This is a genomic window from Amycolatopsis sp. CA-128772 (assembly GCF_002904295.1).
Lineage (GTDB): Bacteria > Actinomycetota > Actinomycetes > Mycobacteriales > Pseudonocardiaceae > Amycolatopsis.
The window spans coordinates 48,077-63,190 of sequence record NZ_PPHG01000084.1 but is presented as its reverse complement, the minus strand read 5'-3'; the positions used below and the strand labels follow the sequence as shown (position 1 = coordinate 63,190).

Sequence of the window (15,114 nt, the reverse complement as noted above, 5' to 3'; positions counted from 1 at the left end):
ATCCGGCGTCCCGGAAAATGTACACACCTAAGGCCCTTGTGGACAGACGGCAAACGGGCTGAAACTGTCCGTGAGTGGTTCATCACCACCACCGAGCGCAAGGGTTTGGGGGAAAAATGGTCACATTGGGGGAGCGGTCTGGACAAGGCGTGATTTCTGGTGTTGCGGGCTGGGCGCTGTGGCGGCGGCCGCCCCGCTGGATCGCTGTCACGCTCGCGGCGATCGCAGTACTGGTGGGCTGGACGGCCGTCGCCACGGTCACCACCCCGGTCACGTTGAAGCACCTGGGCATCCTGGGCTTGCTGGGAGCCCTCGCACTGGCCCAAACCGAGGTCAGCCGCCGGATCGAGCGCCAGCGCCGCATCCTCAGCGACGGCCCGCACATGAACATGACGTCGGTGTGGCTGCTGCCCGCCGCGCTGCTCCTGCCGACGCAGCTGGTCACCTTGCTCGGGGTGACGCTGTACGTCGGCCTGGCCCTGCGCAGCTGGTCGGGCACCCGCCCGGGCCAGCCGCACCGGGTCGCCGCGAACGCCACCAGCGCGACGCTGTCGGCGTGCTCGGCCGGCCTGGTCACGCTGTACTCGCCGGAGCTCAGCGTCGTCACCGTCTCGATCGCGGTGCTGGTGTACTTCGTGGTCAACGCGGCCCTCACCGGACTCGGCCTCTACCTCGCCAACCCGGCCGAGGCGACGGTCGAAAGCTGCCTGGGCGGCATGGACGACAACCTGCTCGAACTGTCCACCCTGTGCGTCGGCGGCCTGCTGGTGATGGTGCTCGGCCACGAGCCGCTGCTGTCGGTGCTGGTCATCCTGCCGCTGTACGTGCTGCAGCGGTCGGTGCTGGTCAAGCGGCTGGAGGAGCTGGCCACCACGGACCAGAAGACGCAGCTGCTCAACGCCACCACCTGGCAGGACGGCGCCCAGCGCGAGATCTCGCGCGCCGAACGCGAGAACGGCAGCTTCGGCGCCATGATGATCGACCTCGACCACTTCAAGCGGATCAACGACACCTACGGGCACCTCGCGGGGGACGACGTGCTCAAGGCGGTCGCGGCCGTGGTCAGGCAGGAGACCAGGGCGCACGACCTGGTCGGCCGGTTCGGGGGCGAGGAGTTCGTCGCGCTGCTGCCTTCGACGTCCAAAGAGGACGCCATCGTGACGGCGGAACGGATCCGGCAACGGGTCAGCGAGCTGATCATCAGCACCACGACCAACGCGGGCGCCGCCGTGGACATCGAACGGCAGACGGCGTCCATCGGCGTCGCCGCCTACCCGCTGGACGGGTCGTCGATCGAGGAAGTGATGGCGTCCGCCGACGCGGCCGTGTACGCGGCCAAACACGGCGGGCGGAACAGGGTGGTGGGGTCCGCCGCGGCGGCTTTGGCCGCGGCTTAGCAATCCGGCCGAAAGCAGGCCGCCCCCGCGCGGAACGCAACCGTGGCCGCGAAGCCATTCGGCCGTGGCTGTGGTCGGATTGCTATTCGATCGACACAGCTCCCCTACCGCAACCGTTCGATGACGTCGCTCGCCTTGGTCTGGAGGCGGGCGACGCCGCCGACGGTGAATTCGGTGAGCAGGTCGATCAGGGCCTCCTGGTCCGGCGGCTCGCCGTCCCAGGTGGCCTGGACCAGTGACTCGGTCATCGCGAAGAAGAGGGTGACGAGCGCGCGGTCGGCCCGGCCGGAGTCGATGCCGTGCGCCGCCCACCGCTTGCGGCTCGCGTCGGCGTAGACGACGGCCAAGCGCTCCCTCAACCGGGTGAGAGCGGGGTCGCCGGCGCGCTCGGCCGCCCGGAGTACGCCGTAGCCCTCCGGGTGATCGGCGACGAAGGTGACCATGTTGGCGTAGTTGGCCCGCGCCCAGGCCCGCAGACCGGGCTGCGTGTCGGCCACCGAAGGCCCCGCGATGGCGGTGAACGCGCTTTCCTCGGTGACCGCCACGACCTCGGCGAACAGCGTCGCGCGGTCGCCGAACTGTTCGTAGACGGCTTGGCGCGAGACGCCGGCTTCGCGGGCGATCTGCTCGATCGTCGCGCCCTGCATCCCGTGCTGCGCGACGACCTTCGCCGTCGCCCGCAGCACGCGGGCGCGCTGCTCGGAAACCGGGAGCTTGCGCGGCCGCCCGCGCGGAGCCGGGCTTGACATGGTGGTCCACCTCACGTGATTCTTTTTCCGACACCTCTGTCTAAAAAGGTGTTCCCCCGCGCACCCGCCCTGCTCAACGAGGAGCACGCATGCGTATCTTGCCCCGCCGCGCCCTCTCCGCGGCCGTCGCCACGGTCGCCGTTCTGGCCCTGGCGGCTCCCGGCGCCTCGGCCGCGTCCTTCTACGATCCCCCGTCCCCCCTCCCCGCCGGCAGCGACGGCGACGTCATCCGGCACGAGACGTCGACGTTCTACATCGATCCGATCCAGCTGATCAAGGCCGACGCCGACGTGCAGCGGATCATGTACCTCAGCCGCGACACGCACGACGCGCCGATCGCGGTGACCGGCACCGTGCTGACCCCGCACGCGGCTTGGCACGGCTCCGGGCCGCGGCCGATCGTCTCTTACGCCGTCGGCACGCAGGGTGAGGGCGACGACTGCGCGCCGTCGAAAGCGCTTGCCGCGGGCTTCGAGTACGAAGGCCCGTTCATCGCCGGGCTGCTGACGCGGGGTTACGGCGTCGTCGTCACCGACTACGAAGGGCTCGGCACGCCCGGGGACCACACGTACGTCAACCGCGCGTCGCAGGGGCACGCGGTGCTCGACGCGATCCGCGCGGCGCAGCGGCTGCCGGAGGCGGGCCTGCCGGACGACGGCCCGGTCGCGATCGCGGGCTACTCCCAGGGCGGCGGCGCGTCGGCCGCGGCGGCGGAACTGCAGCCGGGCTACGCGCCCGAGCTGAAGCTGAAGGGCGCGTACGCCGGGGCGGTGCCGGCGGACCTCGCTTCGGTGGCGAAGAACCTCGACGGCCACTACGCGGTCGGGTTCCTCGGGTTCGCGCTGGTCAGCCTGAACTACGCGTACCCGGAGCTCAACATCCCGGCGCTGCTCAACGCGCGCGGCAAGCAGCTGTTCGAGCGGGTCCGGACCGAGTGCACGGTGGAAGCGATCGCCGCGCACGCGTTCACGCAGTCGGCGACGCTGACCAACGACGGCCGCTCGCTGACCGCGTATCTCGGCGAAGAGCCGTACCGGTCGCGGGTGGCCGAGCAGAAGATCGGCTCGCTGAAGCCGTCGGCGCCGGTGCTGATCGTGCACAGCGCACTCGACGACATCGTGCCCTACGCGCAGGACCGCGACCTGGGCCGGACGTGGTGCGGCAAGGGCGTGAAGGTGCAGTTCAGCACGTCGCTGGTGCCGACGCACGTGCTCGGCGCGGTGCGGGCGTACCCGGAGGCGTTCGCCTGGCTCGAGGGGCGCTTCGCCGGCCTCCCGGCGCCGGTCAACTGCGGCTGGTTCTGACCGGCGGCGGGCCCGGGACCGGGCGGTCCCGGGCCTGCGGCGTCACTTCAGGCCGGTGGCTTCCGCGGCGGCGGGGTCGGAGTCGGCGAGGAAGGTCCGGCAGCGGTCGTACTCCTCGGTCTCGCCGATCTTGCCGGCGGCCTTGCCCAGGACGGCGAGGGCGCGGAGGAAGCCCTGGTTGGGGCGGTGCGACCAGGGCACCGGGCCGAAGCCCTTCCAGCCCGCGCGGCGCAGCTGGTCGAGGCCCCGGTGGTAGCCGGTCCGGGCGTAGGCGTACGCGGCGACGGTCTCACCCGCGTCGAAGGCGTTCTCGGCCAGCGAGGCCCACGCCTCGCTGTAGTCCGGGTGTTCGGCGGCGACGGTGGCCGGGTCGGTCCCGGCGTCGAGCGCGGCCTGGGCGGCGGTGTGCTCGGGCAGCAGCGTCGGCTCGGGGCCGAGCAGGTTGTGCGTCATGCCGCCCATTGTGCCTCTACAGGAAGAGGCTCCCCAGCACCCCGGCTCCGGCCAGCAGCAGGGCGGCGACGAGCACGCCCGCGACAACTCGTTTCGGCATCATGGCGCGACACCATGCCAAGCCGTCGCCGCCGATTGCAAGTCCGCCACCCGTAGGGGTGAACCCGGGCGCGAAGCGCCTCCGTTGAGGGTGGTGGTGGGGAAGAAGGCAGGGGGAACCCCGATTTTCGCGTGCTTTGCCACGGTCTTGGCCCACTCGTGACCATGACCGGCCATGATGTCCGGCATGGCCAAGGCAGTCGACGTCCCGGTGGACGTGATCCCGCGCAGTCCGATTGGCAAGACGCGGCTGTTCTTCACGCGGCACTGGCACCGCGGCGCCCCCGGGCAGCCGACCCCGGACTGGGTGCTCCGCTTCTGCTACGGGATGTGGCTGGCGGCGTTCGCGTTCAAGCTGCTGGGCTCGTCGTGGGACATGTCGTGGCACTTCATGTGGCTGCGCGACGACCTGGCACCCCCGCACCTGATCAACACCGTCGGCACGGTGATCATCGTGGTGCTGGTGGCGATCCACAGCTACACGGGTCTCGGCGCCGACAAGACGTCGCTGCGGCTGATGCAGATCGGCCTGCTGACGTTCCTGGTGGCGGCCCCGCTGGACGTGATCAACCACCGCGTCAACGGCCTGGACCTGACCGCGTGGAGCCCGTCCCACATGATGCTCTACCTGGGCACCGGCATCATGCAGGCGGGCGTGCTGCTGGGCTGGCTCCGGCTGTCCCCGCCCGGCCGCTTCCGGACGGGCGTGCTGCTCGGGCTGTGGGCGTTCTTCCTGGAGAACACGTTCTTCCCGAACGGCCAGCAGGAGTACGGCATCCTGGGCCTGCGTGCCTGGGAGCGCGGCGAGCCGGAGGCGGAGAAGTCCCTGCTGGACTTCGCGGCCAACCAGATCGGCCACCCGGTCGACCGGACGGCGGTGCTGCACTTCACGATGCCGATCCCGGAGTGGGTGTACCCGCTGTGGGGCATCGGGGTGTCGGCGCTGATCCTGGCCATGGCCCGGCAGACCCTGGGCCGCCGGTGGTCGGCTTCGTTCGTGGCGCTGGCCTACGTCGCTTACCGCTCGGTGATGTGGCCGCTGCTGCTCGGGCTGGGGTTCCCGGTGTCGACGGTGCCGTTCTACCTGCTGTTCGTGGGCCTGGCGGTGGACCTGGCGTTCGCAATGAGCTCGGGCGTCCTTCGAGCGGGCGCAGGGGCGCTCCTGGTGACGGCGTTCGGCTACGGCGCGCTGTGGGTGCAGTCGCAGTTCCGGCCGTGGGTTCTGGGCGACGCGCACACGGAGTCGGCGCCACCGGTGGCGTACTGGACGGCTTTGGTGGTGCTGGGCGGGGTGTTCGTGCTGTGGGCGGCGGCCGGCCCGGCTGCCCGCCGGTGGCCGGCGCGGCGCGTGGTGCCCGAAACGGTCTGAACCATCTCTGCTTCGCATCACTCTTCCGACGCGAATATTGCTCTACGTAACAACGGTCTACCCCACGGCGACTTCGGTGTGCGAATGATCCACTGCGCCTACATCGAAGGAAGCTGCCATGTGGCCGTTCTCGCGGAGAAGTAAGGCTCTTCGCCGGCAAAGTCCCGGCCTCCAGCCGGCCGGCGGATCGCAGCCCGGTCCGGCGATCGGGGTCGCGGAGCAGACGCGGGTGGGCGTTCCCGCTGCCGAGCGGCGGGCACCACTCCTGCCGCCTGCTGTCAGTCGTCCGCTCCGCACGACTGGCACGAGGGCTGACCCGGCAGAGCTCGAGGACGAATACAGCGGTTCGCAGCCACCGCGGTTCAGCGAGGTGCGCCTCCGCCTCGTTCCCCTGCCCGACGACGGTCGGCTCAACGTCGTCGGCGAGAGCTACTACCAGGAAGCGCTCAGGCTGGTCGCCGGCGGCAAGGCGAGCGGTACGACCTTCGACGACCACCTCGCCGCGGTCGCCGTGCTGGTCCCGGAGCCGGAGAACCCCTGGGACGAACACGCGGTCCGAGTCGACGTACTGGTCGGGAACCGGTCGTTGAAGGTCGGCTACCTGTCCAGCAGCTGGGCGGAGGACTACCAGCCCGAACTGCTCAAGCTGAAGGCCGAAGGAGCCCTCGGAACCTGCCCCGCACGGATCACCGGCGGCGGGGAAAAGCACTACGGGATCTACCTTCACGTCGTGCGACCGCACGAACTGCGCGCGCGAAGCAACCCCGAAAGCTTGATCATCGCCGAAACGACGGGCAGCGAGGTCCTGCTGCAGAACGACTGGTCGTGCACGGTGACCAAGGAAGAAGAACACCAAGATGCTCTCCGTGCCTTCGCCCCGAAGGGAAAGCAGGACTTCCGGGAGGTCGTCGCGTCGTTGGGTTTCTGCTCGATCCGAAGCGGAAAGCACGAAGGGCAACGAGCCATCGAAGTCCGTCTCGGCGGCAGGCCGGTGGGCCAGCTGACCCATGCGATGACGCAGCGTTACGGCGAGCTCGTCGAAGACCTCCTGAAGAAGGATCTCACCGTCACCTGTGAGGCGTACACGACGCGGACCGCGAAGGGAGTCGAGGTCGAGCTGCGAATGCCACGCGACCCCGAACGCGTTCCCCGTAGCAAGAGTTAAGGCCCGAACCCGACGAAGGGGGCGGCACTTCCACGTGAAAGTGCCGCCCCTTCGCGCGTGACTACTTGAGCTTCGTGCCCGCCGAGCCCAGCGCCTGGCACGCCTCGACGACCCGGGCCGCCATGCCTGCCTCCGCGGCCTTCAGGTACGAGCGGGGGTCGTAGACCTTCTTGTTGCCGACCTCGCCGTCGATCTTCAGGACGCCGTCGTAGTTCTTGAAGAAGTGGTCCACGATCGGGCGGGTGAACGCGTACTGCGTGTCCGTGTCGACGTTCATCTTCACCACGCCGTACGACACCGCCTCGCGGATCTCCTCCGGAAGCGAGCCCGAGCCGCCGTGGAAGACCAGTTCGAACGGCTTCGAGCCCTCGGACAGGCCCAGCTTCTTCGCCGCCGCCTCCTGGCCGCCCTTCAGGACGTCCGGGCGGAGCTTCACGTTGCCCGGCTTGTACACGCCGTGGACGTTGCCGAACGTCGCCGCCAGCAGGTAGCGGCCGCGGTCGCCCGCGCCCAGCGCGTCGATCGTCTTCAGGAAGTCGCCTTCGGCGGTGTACAGCTTCTCGTTGATCTCCGCCTCGACGCCGTCTTCCTCGCCGCCGACGACGCCGATCTCGACCTCGAGGATGATCTTCGCCGCCGCCGTCTTGGCCAGCAGCTCCGCCGCGATCTCGAGGTTCTCGTCGAGGTCGATCGCCGAGCCGTCCCACATGTGGGACTGGAACAGCGGGTTCTGGCCGTTCTTGACGCGCTCGGCCGAGATCTCGATCAGCGGGCGGACGAACCCGTCCAGCTTGTCCTTCGGGCAGTGGTCGGTGTGCAGCGCGACGTTGACGTCGTAGTGCGCCGCCACGACCTGCGCGAACTCCGCCAGCGCGGTCGCGCCGACGACCATGTCCTTGACCTTCTGGCCGGACGCGAACTCCGCACCGCCGGTGGAGAACTGGATGATGCCGTCGCTCTCCGCCTCGGCGAACCCGCGGATGGCGGCGTTCACGGTCTCGGACGAGGTCACGTTGATGGCCGGGTAGGCGAACTCGTTCGCCTTGGCCCGGTCGAGCATCTCCGCGTAGACCTCGGGGGTGGCGATGGGCATCGTTACTCCTCCTTGGCACAGGGTGGTCCGACCGCATCGTACGAGGTGTGCCGCCGCCGCACACCGGTCCCCGCACAGAAACTTTCCCGCACGTCGGATCGGTTCAGAAGGAGGCGTCCGGCCGCCGGGCGCGCCGGCGGCCGGACGGACGTCACAGCAGCTCGGACGCCAGCGCGCGGTACGCCGGCCACGGGTCCTCGTTCAGCACCTGGATGTTCACGTGGTCGGCACCCGCTTCCAGGTGGGCACGGACGCCCGTCGCGATCGTGCCCGCGTCGCCGTGCAGGGCCAGTGCGTCGACCAGGCGGTCGCTGCCCTCGCCTTCGACGTCCTCGTCCGTGAAGCCGAGTTTGCGCAGGTTGGCGACGTAGTTCGACAGCCCCAGGTAGAACTTCACGGTCTTGCGGCCGATCGCGCGGGCCTCGGCGGCATCGGTGCCGAGGACCACCTTCTGCTCCGGGGCCAGCAGCTTGCCATCGCCCAGGATCTCGCGAGCTCCCCGCGTGTGCTCCGGCGTGGTCAGGTACGGGTGCGCGCCCGCCGTCCGGTCGCCGGCCAGCTGGAGGACCTTCGGGCCGAGCGCCGCCAGGGCGCGGCCGGCCACCGGGACGCCCGCCGCGTCCAGGCCGTCGAGGTAGTCGACCAGGGCCGCGTACGGCTTCTTGTACTCCTTGGACGCCTCGGGGTGGCCCGCGCCGACGCCGAGCAGGAAGCGGTCCGGGTACTTGGCCACGATCCGTTCGTACACGCGGGCGATGTCCGCGGGCTCGTCCTGCCAGATGTTCACGATGCCGGTCGCGATGACCAAGCGGTCCGTCGCCGCGAGGAGGTCGTCCACGTAGGCGAGGTCCCCGCTCGGGGACGCCCCGAGCCAGATCGCGCCGTAGCCGAGCTTCTCCGCCTCCGCCGCGAACTGCGCGTCGACGGCCGAGTAGGGCCGCCAGATACCAAGCTTGCCGAGTTCGATAGCCATAGAACACCTCAACACACGAAGTACCGGTTTTCCTCCCGGGTGCCACGACACGGGAAGACTAACGTCGGGAGCATGACCAAGCTGGGCAACACCGACCTCGACGTCTACGGCCTCAACCTCGGCGCCAACGTCTTCGGCTGGACGGCCGACGAGCCGCAGTCGCACGCCGTGCTCGACGCCTACGCCGCGGCCGGCGGCAACTTCGTGGACACCGCCGACCTCTACGGCGGCGGCGGTCGTTCCGAGGAGATCCTCGGCAGCTGGCTGGCCGCGCGCGGCCGGCGGGACGACTTCGTCGTGGCGACCAAGGTCGGCGGCTGGCAGAGCCGGCCGGGGCTGTCGGCGAAGAACATCGAGGCGGCGGCCGAGGACTCGCTGCGGCGCCTGGGGACCGACCACATCGACCTCTACTACGCCCACATCGACGACCGGGACACCCCGCTCGAAGAGACGCTGGGCGCGTTCGACACCCTGGTCCGCGCGGGCAAGGTCCGCTACCTCGGCGCGTCCAACCACACCGCCGAGCGGCTCGCCGAAGCACTGTCCATTTCGGACGAGAACGGGTTCGCGCGGTACGCCGTGCTGCAGCCGCACTACAACCTCGTCGAGCGGGACTACGAGCGCGACCTCGCCCCGATCGTCGCCCGCGAGGGCCTCGCGACCCTCCCGTACTTCGCCCTCGCGAAGGGGTTCCTGACCGGCAAGTACCGCACGAAGGACGAACTCGGCGACAGCCCGCGTGCCGCCCGCGCCGCGTCCTATTTGGACAACGACGGCGAGCGCGTGCTCGCCGCGCTGGACGAAACCGCGCAGGCGCACGGCGTTTCGGTCGCCACGGTGGCGCTCGCCTGGCTGCGGCAGCAGCCGACGGTCGCCGCGCCGATCGCCAGCGCCCGGACGCCCGAGCAGCTCGCCGACCTGACCGCCTCCGTCTCCCTGGAGCTGACTCCGGAAGAAGTAGCGTCACTTTCACGTGAAAGTGACGCTACTTCTGAGTAGCTTACTGCGGGTAAGTTGGGGTACGGTGCCCTCAAGTGACGTCTAGGAGGGCACCGTGGCCAACCCGTTTTCGCTGCTGAGCGGCACCAAGAAGGTCGACGGCAAGGTCGTGCTGATCACCGGCGCGGCCCGCGGCATCGGCGCCGGGCTGGCCGAACGGCTGGCCGCCCGCGGCGCCAAGGTCGCCCTCGTCGGCCTCGAAGCCGACGAGCAGAAGAAGGTCGCCGACCGGATCGGCCCCAACGCGCACGCCTGGGAAGCCGACGTCACCAGCTGGGAGGCCCTCGAAAAAGCGACCACGGGGGTCGTCGAACACTTCGGCGGGATCGACATCGTCATCGCGAACGCCGGCATCGCGACGGCGGGCTTCGTCCGCTCGGTCGACCGGGCCGCGTTCGAGAAGGTGATCGAGGTCGACCTGCTCGGCGTCTGGCGCACGTTCCGCGTCACGCTCCCGCACGTCATCGAGCGCAAGGGCTACCTGCTGGCCATCTCCAGCCTCGCCGCGATCACGCACGCGCCGGGCATGGCGAACTACTCCGCCGCGAAAGCCGGCGTCGAGGCGTTCTCCAACAGCCTCCGCGCCGAGGTCGCCCACCTGGGCGTCAAGGTCGGCGTCGCGCACCCGACGTGGATCCGCACCGACCTGGTCGAGAGCGCCGACGCGCACCCGGTGTTCGGCAAGCTCCGCGCGTCGATGCCCGGCCTGATCGGCAAGACCTACCCGCTCGACGTCGCCCTGGACGACCTCGAGGCCGGCATCCTCAAGCGCGCCCGGACCATCCACGTGCCGCGCTGGGTCGGCGGGCTCAAGCTGTTCCGCGCCTTCCTGCCGCCGGTGATCGAAATCGGCTCCCGCAGCCGGGTACCTTCGGCGGACAAGGCCGCGCTGGCCGACATCGAGGCGCGCGGCGCGTTCGAGTCGGCGGTCACCGGCCACGGCGGCCGGGCCGCCACCAAGGGGTGAAGATGTCCCGTCGCGACCAGATCCGGATGACCGAGGACGAAGTCCGCGCGTACCTCGCGGGCCAGAAGGTCATCAACGTCGCCAGCGTCGGCCCGAACGGCCGCCCGCACCTCGCGCCGCTCTGGTACTTCCCGCACGAGGACGGCGTCGCAACCTGGACCTACGGCACGTCGCAGAAGGCGAAGAACTTCCGTCGCCTGCCGGAGGCGACCGTGCTCGTCGAGGACGGCGACAGCTACGAAAAGCTCCGCGGCGTCTCGTTCGAGGCCGCCGTCGAGCTCGTCGAGGACGTCGACGAGGTCACCCGGATGGGCACCGCGCTGATGCAGCGGTACTCCGGCGCCAAGCCGGGTGACCCGGCGCCGGCCGAGCTCCAGGCCTTCATCGCAGGTCAGGCCGCCAAACGCGTCGGGCTGATCTTCCGCCCGACCAAGGTCGTCAGCTGGGACCACGGCAAGCTCGGCGGGACGTACTGATCAGTAGCCGGTACTTCCAAGTAACTGTTACCTGAGGTAACGTCATCTGGGCAGCAACTCGACGCAGCGGAGGCCGACAGATGACCGAGCGGTTCAAGGTCGTGATCGTGGGCACCGGGTTCTCCGGGCTCGGCCAGGCGATCCAGCTCGAAAAGGCCGGCATCCGGGACTACGTGATCCTGGAGAAGGCCACCGAGGTGGGCGGCACCTGGCGCGACAACTCCTACCCCGGGTGCGCGTGCGACGTCCAGTCGCACATGTACTCGTTCTCGTACGAGCAGAACCCGGACTGGTCGCGGTCGTTCTCGCCGCAGCCGGAAATCTTCGGCTACCTCAAGGGGGTCGCGGACAAGTACCGGTTGCGCGAGAAGATCCGCTTCGGTGTCGAGCTGACCGGCGCCCACTGGGACGAGCGCGAGCGCCGCTGGACGGCGACGACGAAGGACGGCCGCGAGTTCGTCGCGCAGTTCCTCGTCTCCGGCGTCGGCGGCCTGCACATCCCGCAGGTCCCCGAGCTGCCCGGGATCGACGCGTTCGAGGGCCAGACCTGGCACTCGGCGCGGTGGAACCACGAGTACGACCTGCGCGGCAAGCGGGTCGCCGTGGTCGGGACCGGCGCCAGCGCCGTCCAGTTCGTCCCGAAGATCGCCCCCGACGTCGCCGAGCTGACGCTGTTCCAGCGCACGCCGCCGTGGATCATGCCCAAGCCCGACCACGCGATGCCGTCGTGGGCGCAGACGCTGTTCAAGCGCGTCCCGGGCACCCAGCGCCTCTACCGCAACGCGCTGTACTGGCTGCTCGAAGCGCGGGCCATCGGCTTCAACGGCCACCCGGCGATCATGAAGGCCGGCGAGCTGATCGCCAAGCGCAACATCGCGAAGGGCATCAAGGACCGCGCGCTGCGCAAGAAGGTCACGCCGGACTACACGATGGGCTGCAAGCGCGTCCTGATCTCCAACGACTACTACCCGGCGCTGGGCCGGCCGAACGTCGACGTCGTCACCGACGGCATCCAGCAGGTCAAGGCCCACTCGATCGTCGACTCGGCCGGCGTCGAGCACGAGGTCGACGCGATCGTCTACGGCACCGGCTTCAAGGTGACCGACGCGCTGGAGTACCTCGACATCACCGGCGTCGACGGCCGCAACCTCGCCAAGGAGTGGGCGACCGAGGGCATGCGGACGCACAAGGGCATCACGGTGTCCGGTTTCCCGAACCTGTTCTTCCTGCTCGGGCCGAACACCGCGCTGGGCCACAACTCGGTGGTGTTCATGATCGAGTCGCAGGCGCGGTACGTCGTCGACGCCATCAAGCTCGCCGACTCGCGCGGCGCCGCGGCACTCGACGTCCGGCCGGGCGTGCAGGACGAGTTCCAGCGGGAGATCCAGGACAAACTGGTCAAGGGCGTCTGGACCCAGGGCGGCTGCAAGAGCTGGTACCTCGACGCCCAGGGCGTGAACCGGACGATCTGGCCGGGCTTCACCTGGCGCTACTGGCTGGAGACCCGCAAGGTGGACCCGGCGGACTACGAGCTGTCCGGCCGCTCCTGAGCCCGCGGAGCAGCCTCGCGGCGCGGCGGCCCCTCTCGATGCGGCGGGCGTGGGGTGCGCCGGTTGTCGACCCCGACCTGCCGGGGTGGCGGCCGGGCGCGCACGTCGACCTCGTGCTGCCGTCCGGTCCGGCCAGCAGGGTTTCTTCAGAACGTGCGCGGTGCCGACGGCCGATCCATGCGGGTCTGCGTCGACCGCGGCACCACCGTGCTCGACCTATGACTCCGCAGGCAGCCAGGCGCCGATCACCGGCTTGAACTCGCGGATGCTCCGCTCGGCGACGACCCCCTCCAGGAAGTACGGGTCCTGGTCGATCGTCTCCTTGAGGTGCGCCTCGTCGTCGGCCTGGTACAGCGTGACACCGCCGGTCCCGTCGCCGAGCGGGCCGGCGACCGCGACGCGGCCCTCCTCGGCCAGCCTGCTCAGGAACTCGCGGTGCCGCGGGCGGACGTCCGGCATCTTCTCCTGGACGTAGGTGATTTCGACGAGGAACCAGGCCATGTGGATCTCCGGGGTCGGCGCGGGCGGGACGAACCCGACGCTACCCGTGTCACGGTTCTGTACCAGCATCCGATCTGTGGCACCGGCATCCGAACCCGATAGGCTGGGCACGCGTCAGTACCTGTGTGAGCGCTGTGAATACCGTGAACCTGCTGACGCGGCACACCGTGCAAACCGGGGTCGAGAACAGGCAGGGGTTCATGCTCGAGGGCAATGCGGAACGCAGCGTCGAGGCCACCCTCGGCCACCTGCGGGTCATGGACGGTCCGGCCCCGGCGCAGGCGCCGACACCGCTGACCCTCGAAGATCTCTACCGCCAGCACCGCATGCGGCTGGTCCGGCTGGCGATTCTGCTGGTCGACGAGCCCGCGACCGCGGAAGACGTCGTCCAGGAGGCCTTCACCGGCCTGCACCGCAACTGGGGCCGGCTCCGGGACGCCGCGGCGGCCGTCGGCTACCTGCGCACCGCCGTGGTCAACGGGTCGCGCAGCGTGCTGCGCCGCCGCAAGACCGCCCGCGAATACGTGCCGCCGCACGCCGTCAACGCGCGGTCCGCCGAGAGCCTGGCGATGCTCTCCAGCGAGCACCAGGCCGTGGTCAGCGCGCTCTCCAAGCTGCCGCCTCGCCAGCGCGAAGTGCTGGTGCTGCGGTACTACGGCGGGCTGAGCGAAGCCGAAATCTCTGAGGCCGCAGGTATTTCCAAGGGTACCGTCAAATCGACCGCCAGCCGGGCGCTCGAGGCACTCCAGAAGGCCATGCAGACCCCACAGTGACCCGGGTGGACCATTCCGATCACTGAGTCGTATCACCATGCTTGGTCCAGACCAATATATGCTGGGGGGCGTGAGAGGCGCCGGAGATTTCGTGATCATGGGCGGCCGGGTCGCAACCCCGGACCGTTTACTCGACGACGGCTGGGTGGCCGTCTCCGACGGGCGGATCGCCGGCGTGGGTTCCGGGACCCCGCCGTCGGGCGAACACGTCGACGTCGGGGGGGCACTGGTCGTGCCCGGGTTCATCGACACCCACTGCCACGGCGGGGGAGGTGCTTCGTTCACCTCCCTCGATCCCGAGGAACTCGTGACGGCGGTGCGGGCGCACCGCCGTCACGGCACCACCACCATGCTCGCCAGCCTGGTCTCCGACCCGGTGGACATCCTGCGTGAGCAGGTCGCCGCGCTGCGCGAGCTCGTCCAGGACGGCGAAGTCGCGGGCATCCACCTGGAGGGCCCGTTCATCTCGAAGGCCCGCTGCGGCGCGCACGATCCGGAAACCCTGCTCGAACCGGACACCGGCACGGTCGAAAAGCTGCTGCGCGCGGGCCAGGGTGCGATCCGGATGGTCACCATCGCGCCGGAGCTGTACGGCGGCGTGAAGGCGGTCCGCCAGCTGGCCGAGTCCGGCGTCATCGCCGCCATCGGGCACACCGACGGCGTCGAGGAGCAGCTGCGGCCGGCGATCGACGCGGGCGCATCGGTGGCGACCCACCTGTTCAACGGCATGCGCCCGCTGCACCACCGCGAGCCCGGCCCGATCGGCGCGCTGCTGGACGACGAGCGCATCACCATCGAGCTCATCTGCGACCTGGTGCACCTGCACCCGACCGTGGTCCGCCTGGCGGCGAAGCACGCGGGCCGCAACCGGACGGTCCTGATCACCGACGCGATGTCGGCGACGGACGCCGCGGACGGCCGCTACACGCTGGGCCGCCTCGAGGTCGACGTGCACGACGGCGTCGCCACCCTCGCGGACAACGGCTCGCTGGCCGGCAGCACCCTGACGATGGACACTGCCTTCCGCAATCTGGTCGGGGGTGCGAAACTCGGCGTTCTCGACGCGGTGCACGCGACGTCGCAACGGCCCGCGGAGCTGCTCGGCATCGCCGACCGCACGGGGATGCTGTGCTCCGGCTACCAGGCCGACATCGTGGTCCTCGACCAGGACCTGCGGCCGGCGAAGGTGCTGCGCCGGGGAGAATGGGTCGCCGAGGTGGGAACGGCTACCGTGAGCACGTAGTTT

The 15,114-nt window shown here is 69.8% G+C and carries 15 protein-coding genes; 10 read left to right on the top strand and 5 right to left on the bottom strand.

Going from position 1 to position 15,114, the window contains the following annotated elements:
• Positions 1 to 233: 233 nt before the first annotated feature.
• Positions 234 to 1,397, top strand: a complete 1,164-nt coding sequence (locus C2L59_RS36340) for a GGDEF domain-containing protein (protein ID WP_103354063.1) — start codon at positions 234 to 236, stop codon at positions 1,395 to 1,397.
• 104 nt (positions 1,398 to 1,501) lie between these two features.
• On the opposite strand, the gene C2L59_RS36335 is transcribed toward C2L59_RS36340, so the two are convergent.
• Entirely contained in the window at positions 1,502 to 2,146 is a 645-nt protein-coding gene (locus C2L59_RS36335) for a TetR/AcrR family transcriptional regulator (RefSeq protein WP_103354062.1), read from the bottom strand.
• A gap of 89 nt (positions 2,147 to 2,235) precedes the next feature.
• Here C2L59_RS36335 and C2L59_RS36330 point away from each other — a divergent pair, with 89 nt between their 5' ends.
• Positions 2,236 to 3,450, top strand: a complete 1,215-nt coding sequence (locus C2L59_RS36330) for an alpha/beta fold hydrolase (RefSeq protein WP_103354061.1) — start codon at positions 2,236 to 2,238, stop codon at positions 3,448 to 3,450.
• Between the two features lie 42 nt (positions 3,451 to 3,492).
• On the opposite strand, the gene C2L59_RS36325 is transcribed toward C2L59_RS36330, so the two are convergent.
• A complete protein-coding gene (locus C2L59_RS36325; RefSeq protein WP_103354087.1) occupies positions 3,493 to 3,903 on the bottom strand; it encodes a DUF3151 domain-containing protein in 411 nt (136 codons plus the stop codon).
• A gap of 286 nt (positions 3,904 to 4,189) precedes the next feature.
• Between C2L59_RS36325 and C2L59_RS36320 the strand changes: the two genes are divergently transcribed.
• Together C2L59_RS36320 and C2L59_RS36315 are read left to right on the top strand one after the other, a co-directional pair.
• Positions 4,190 to 5,371, top strand: a complete 1,182-nt coding sequence (locus C2L59_RS36320; RefSeq protein ID WP_199199430.1) for a hypothetical protein — start codon at positions 4,190 to 4,192, stop codon at positions 5,369 to 5,371.
• A gap of 118 nt (positions 5,372 to 5,489) precedes the next feature.
• Positions 5,490 to 6,536 (top strand): HIRAN domain-containing protein, encoded by a 1,047-nt coding sequence (locus C2L59_RS36315; protein ID WP_146060480.1) that lies wholly within the window; start codon positions 5,490 to 5,492, stop codon positions 6,534 to 6,536.
• A gap of 61 nt (positions 6,537 to 6,597) precedes the next feature.
• On the opposite strand, the gene fbaA is transcribed toward C2L59_RS36315, so the two are convergent.
• Positions 6,598 to 7,629, bottom strand: a complete 1,032-nt coding sequence (gene fbaA / locus C2L59_RS36310; RefSeq protein WP_103354058.1) for a class II fructose-bisphosphate aldolase — start codon at positions 7,627 to 7,629, stop codon at positions 6,598 to 6,600.
• A gap of 151 nt (positions 7,630 to 7,780) precedes the next feature.
• Positions 7,781 to 8,602: an LLM class F420-dependent oxidoreductase gene (locus C2L59_RS36305; RefSeq protein ID WP_103354057.1), complete on the bottom strand. Its 822-nt coding sequence runs from the start codon at positions 8,600 to 8,602 to the stop codon at positions 7,781 to 7,783.
• A gap of 72 nt (positions 8,603 to 8,674) precedes the next feature.
• Between C2L59_RS36305 and C2L59_RS36300 the strand changes: the two genes are divergently transcribed.
• From C2L59_RS36300 to C2L59_RS36285, 4 genes are all read left to right on the top strand, one after another.
• A complete protein-coding gene (locus C2L59_RS36300; RefSeq protein ID WP_103354056.1) occupies positions 8,675 to 9,601 on the top strand; it encodes an aldo/keto reductase in 927 nt (308 codons plus the stop codon).
• Between the two features lie 55 nt (positions 9,602 to 9,656).
• The gene (locus C2L59_RS36295; protein WP_103354055.1) at positions 9,657 to 10,568 is read left to right on the top strand and encodes an SDR family oxidoreductase; all 912 of its coding nucleotides are present in this window, start codon (positions 9,657 to 9,659) and stop codon (positions 10,566 to 10,568) included.
• 2 nt (positions 10,569 to 10,570) lie between these two features.
• Positions 10,571 to 11,044, top strand: coding sequence for a pyridoxamine 5'-phosphate oxidase family protein (locus C2L59_RS36290; RefSeq protein WP_103354054.1), 474 nt, complete (start codon positions 10,571 to 10,573; stop codon positions 11,042 to 11,044).
• A gap of 80 nt (positions 11,045 to 11,124) precedes the next feature.
• On the top strand, positions 11,125 to 12,594 hold the full coding sequence (locus C2L59_RS36285) for an NAD(P)/FAD-dependent oxidoreductase (RefSeq protein WP_103354053.1): 1,470 nt from the start codon (positions 11,125 to 11,127) through the stop codon (positions 12,592 to 12,594).
• A 216-nt stretch (positions 12,595 to 12,810) separates the two neighbouring features.
• Here the strand turns inward: C2L59_RS36285 and C2L59_RS36280 are convergent, their stop codons facing one another.
• Positions 12,811 to 13,095, bottom strand: coding sequence for a YciI family protein (locus C2L59_RS36280; RefSeq protein ID WP_103354086.1), 285 nt, complete (start codon positions 13,093 to 13,095; stop codon positions 12,811 to 12,813).
• A 200-nt stretch (positions 13,096 to 13,295) separates the two neighbouring features.
• On the opposite strand from C2L59_RS36280, the gene C2L59_RS36275 reads away from it, so the two are divergent.
• Positions 13,296 to 13,868, top strand: a complete 573-nt coding sequence (locus C2L59_RS36275) for a SigE family RNA polymerase sigma factor (RefSeq protein ID WP_199199432.1) — start codon at positions 13,296 to 13,298, stop codon at positions 13,866 to 13,868.
• A gap of 91 nt (positions 13,869 to 13,959) precedes the next feature.
• A complete protein-coding gene (gene nagA / locus C2L59_RS36270) occupies positions 13,960 to 15,111 on the top strand; it encodes an N-acetylglucosamine-6-phosphate deacetylase (RefSeq protein ID WP_103354051.1) in 1,152 nt (383 codons plus the stop codon).
• The last annotated feature ends 3 nt before the right edge of the window (positions 15,112 to 15,114 follow it).

Excerpts from the sequence above, each read along its gene's own strand:
- C2L59_RS36335 (WP_103354062.1), bottom strand. The coding sequence starts at position 2,146 with ATGTCAAGCCCGGCTCCGCGCGGGCGGCCGCGCAAGCTCCCGGTTTCC.
- C2L59_RS36330 (WP_103354061.1), top strand. The coding sequence starts at position 2,236 with ATGCGTATCTTGCCCCGCCGCGCCCTCTCCGCGGCCGTCGCCACGGTC.
- C2L59_RS36325 (WP_103354087.1), bottom strand. The coding sequence starts at position 3,903 with ATGACGCACAACCTGCTCGGCCCCGAGCCGACGCTGCTGCCCGAGCAC.
- C2L59_RS36320 (WP_199199430.1), top strand. The coding sequence starts at position 4,190 with ATGGCCAAGGCAGTCGACGTCCCGGTGGACGTGATCCCGCGCAGTCCG.
- C2L59_RS36315 (WP_146060480.1), top strand. The coding sequence starts at position 5,490 with ATGTGGCCGTTCTCGCGGAGAAGTAAGGCTCTTCGCCGGCAAAGTCCC.
- fbaA (WP_103354058.1), bottom strand. The coding sequence starts at position 7,629 with ATGCCCATCGCCACCCCCGAGGTCTACGCGGAGATGCTCGACCGGGCC.
- C2L59_RS36305 (WP_103354057.1), bottom strand. The coding sequence starts at position 8,602 with ATGGCTATCGAACTCGGCAAGCTTGGTATCTGGCGGCCCTACTCGGCC.
- C2L59_RS36300 (WP_103354056.1), top strand. The coding sequence starts at position 8,675 with ATGACCAAGCTGGGCAACACCGACCTCGACGTCTACGGCCTCAACCTC.
- C2L59_RS36290 (WP_103354054.1), top strand. The coding sequence starts at position 10,571 with ATGTCCCGTCGCGACCAGATCCGGATGACCGAGGACGAAGTCCGCGCG.
- C2L59_RS36285 (WP_103354053.1), top strand. The coding sequence starts at position 11,125 with ATGACCGAGCGGTTCAAGGTCGTGATCGTGGGCACCGGGTTCTCCGGG.
- C2L59_RS36280 (WP_103354086.1), bottom strand. The coding sequence starts at position 13,095 with ATGGCCTGGTTCCTCGTCGAAATCACCTACGTCCAGGAGAAGATGCCG.
- C2L59_RS36275 (WP_199199432.1), top strand. The coding sequence starts at position 13,296 with ATGCTCGAGGGCAATGCGGAACGCAGCGTCGAGGCCACCCTCGGCCAC.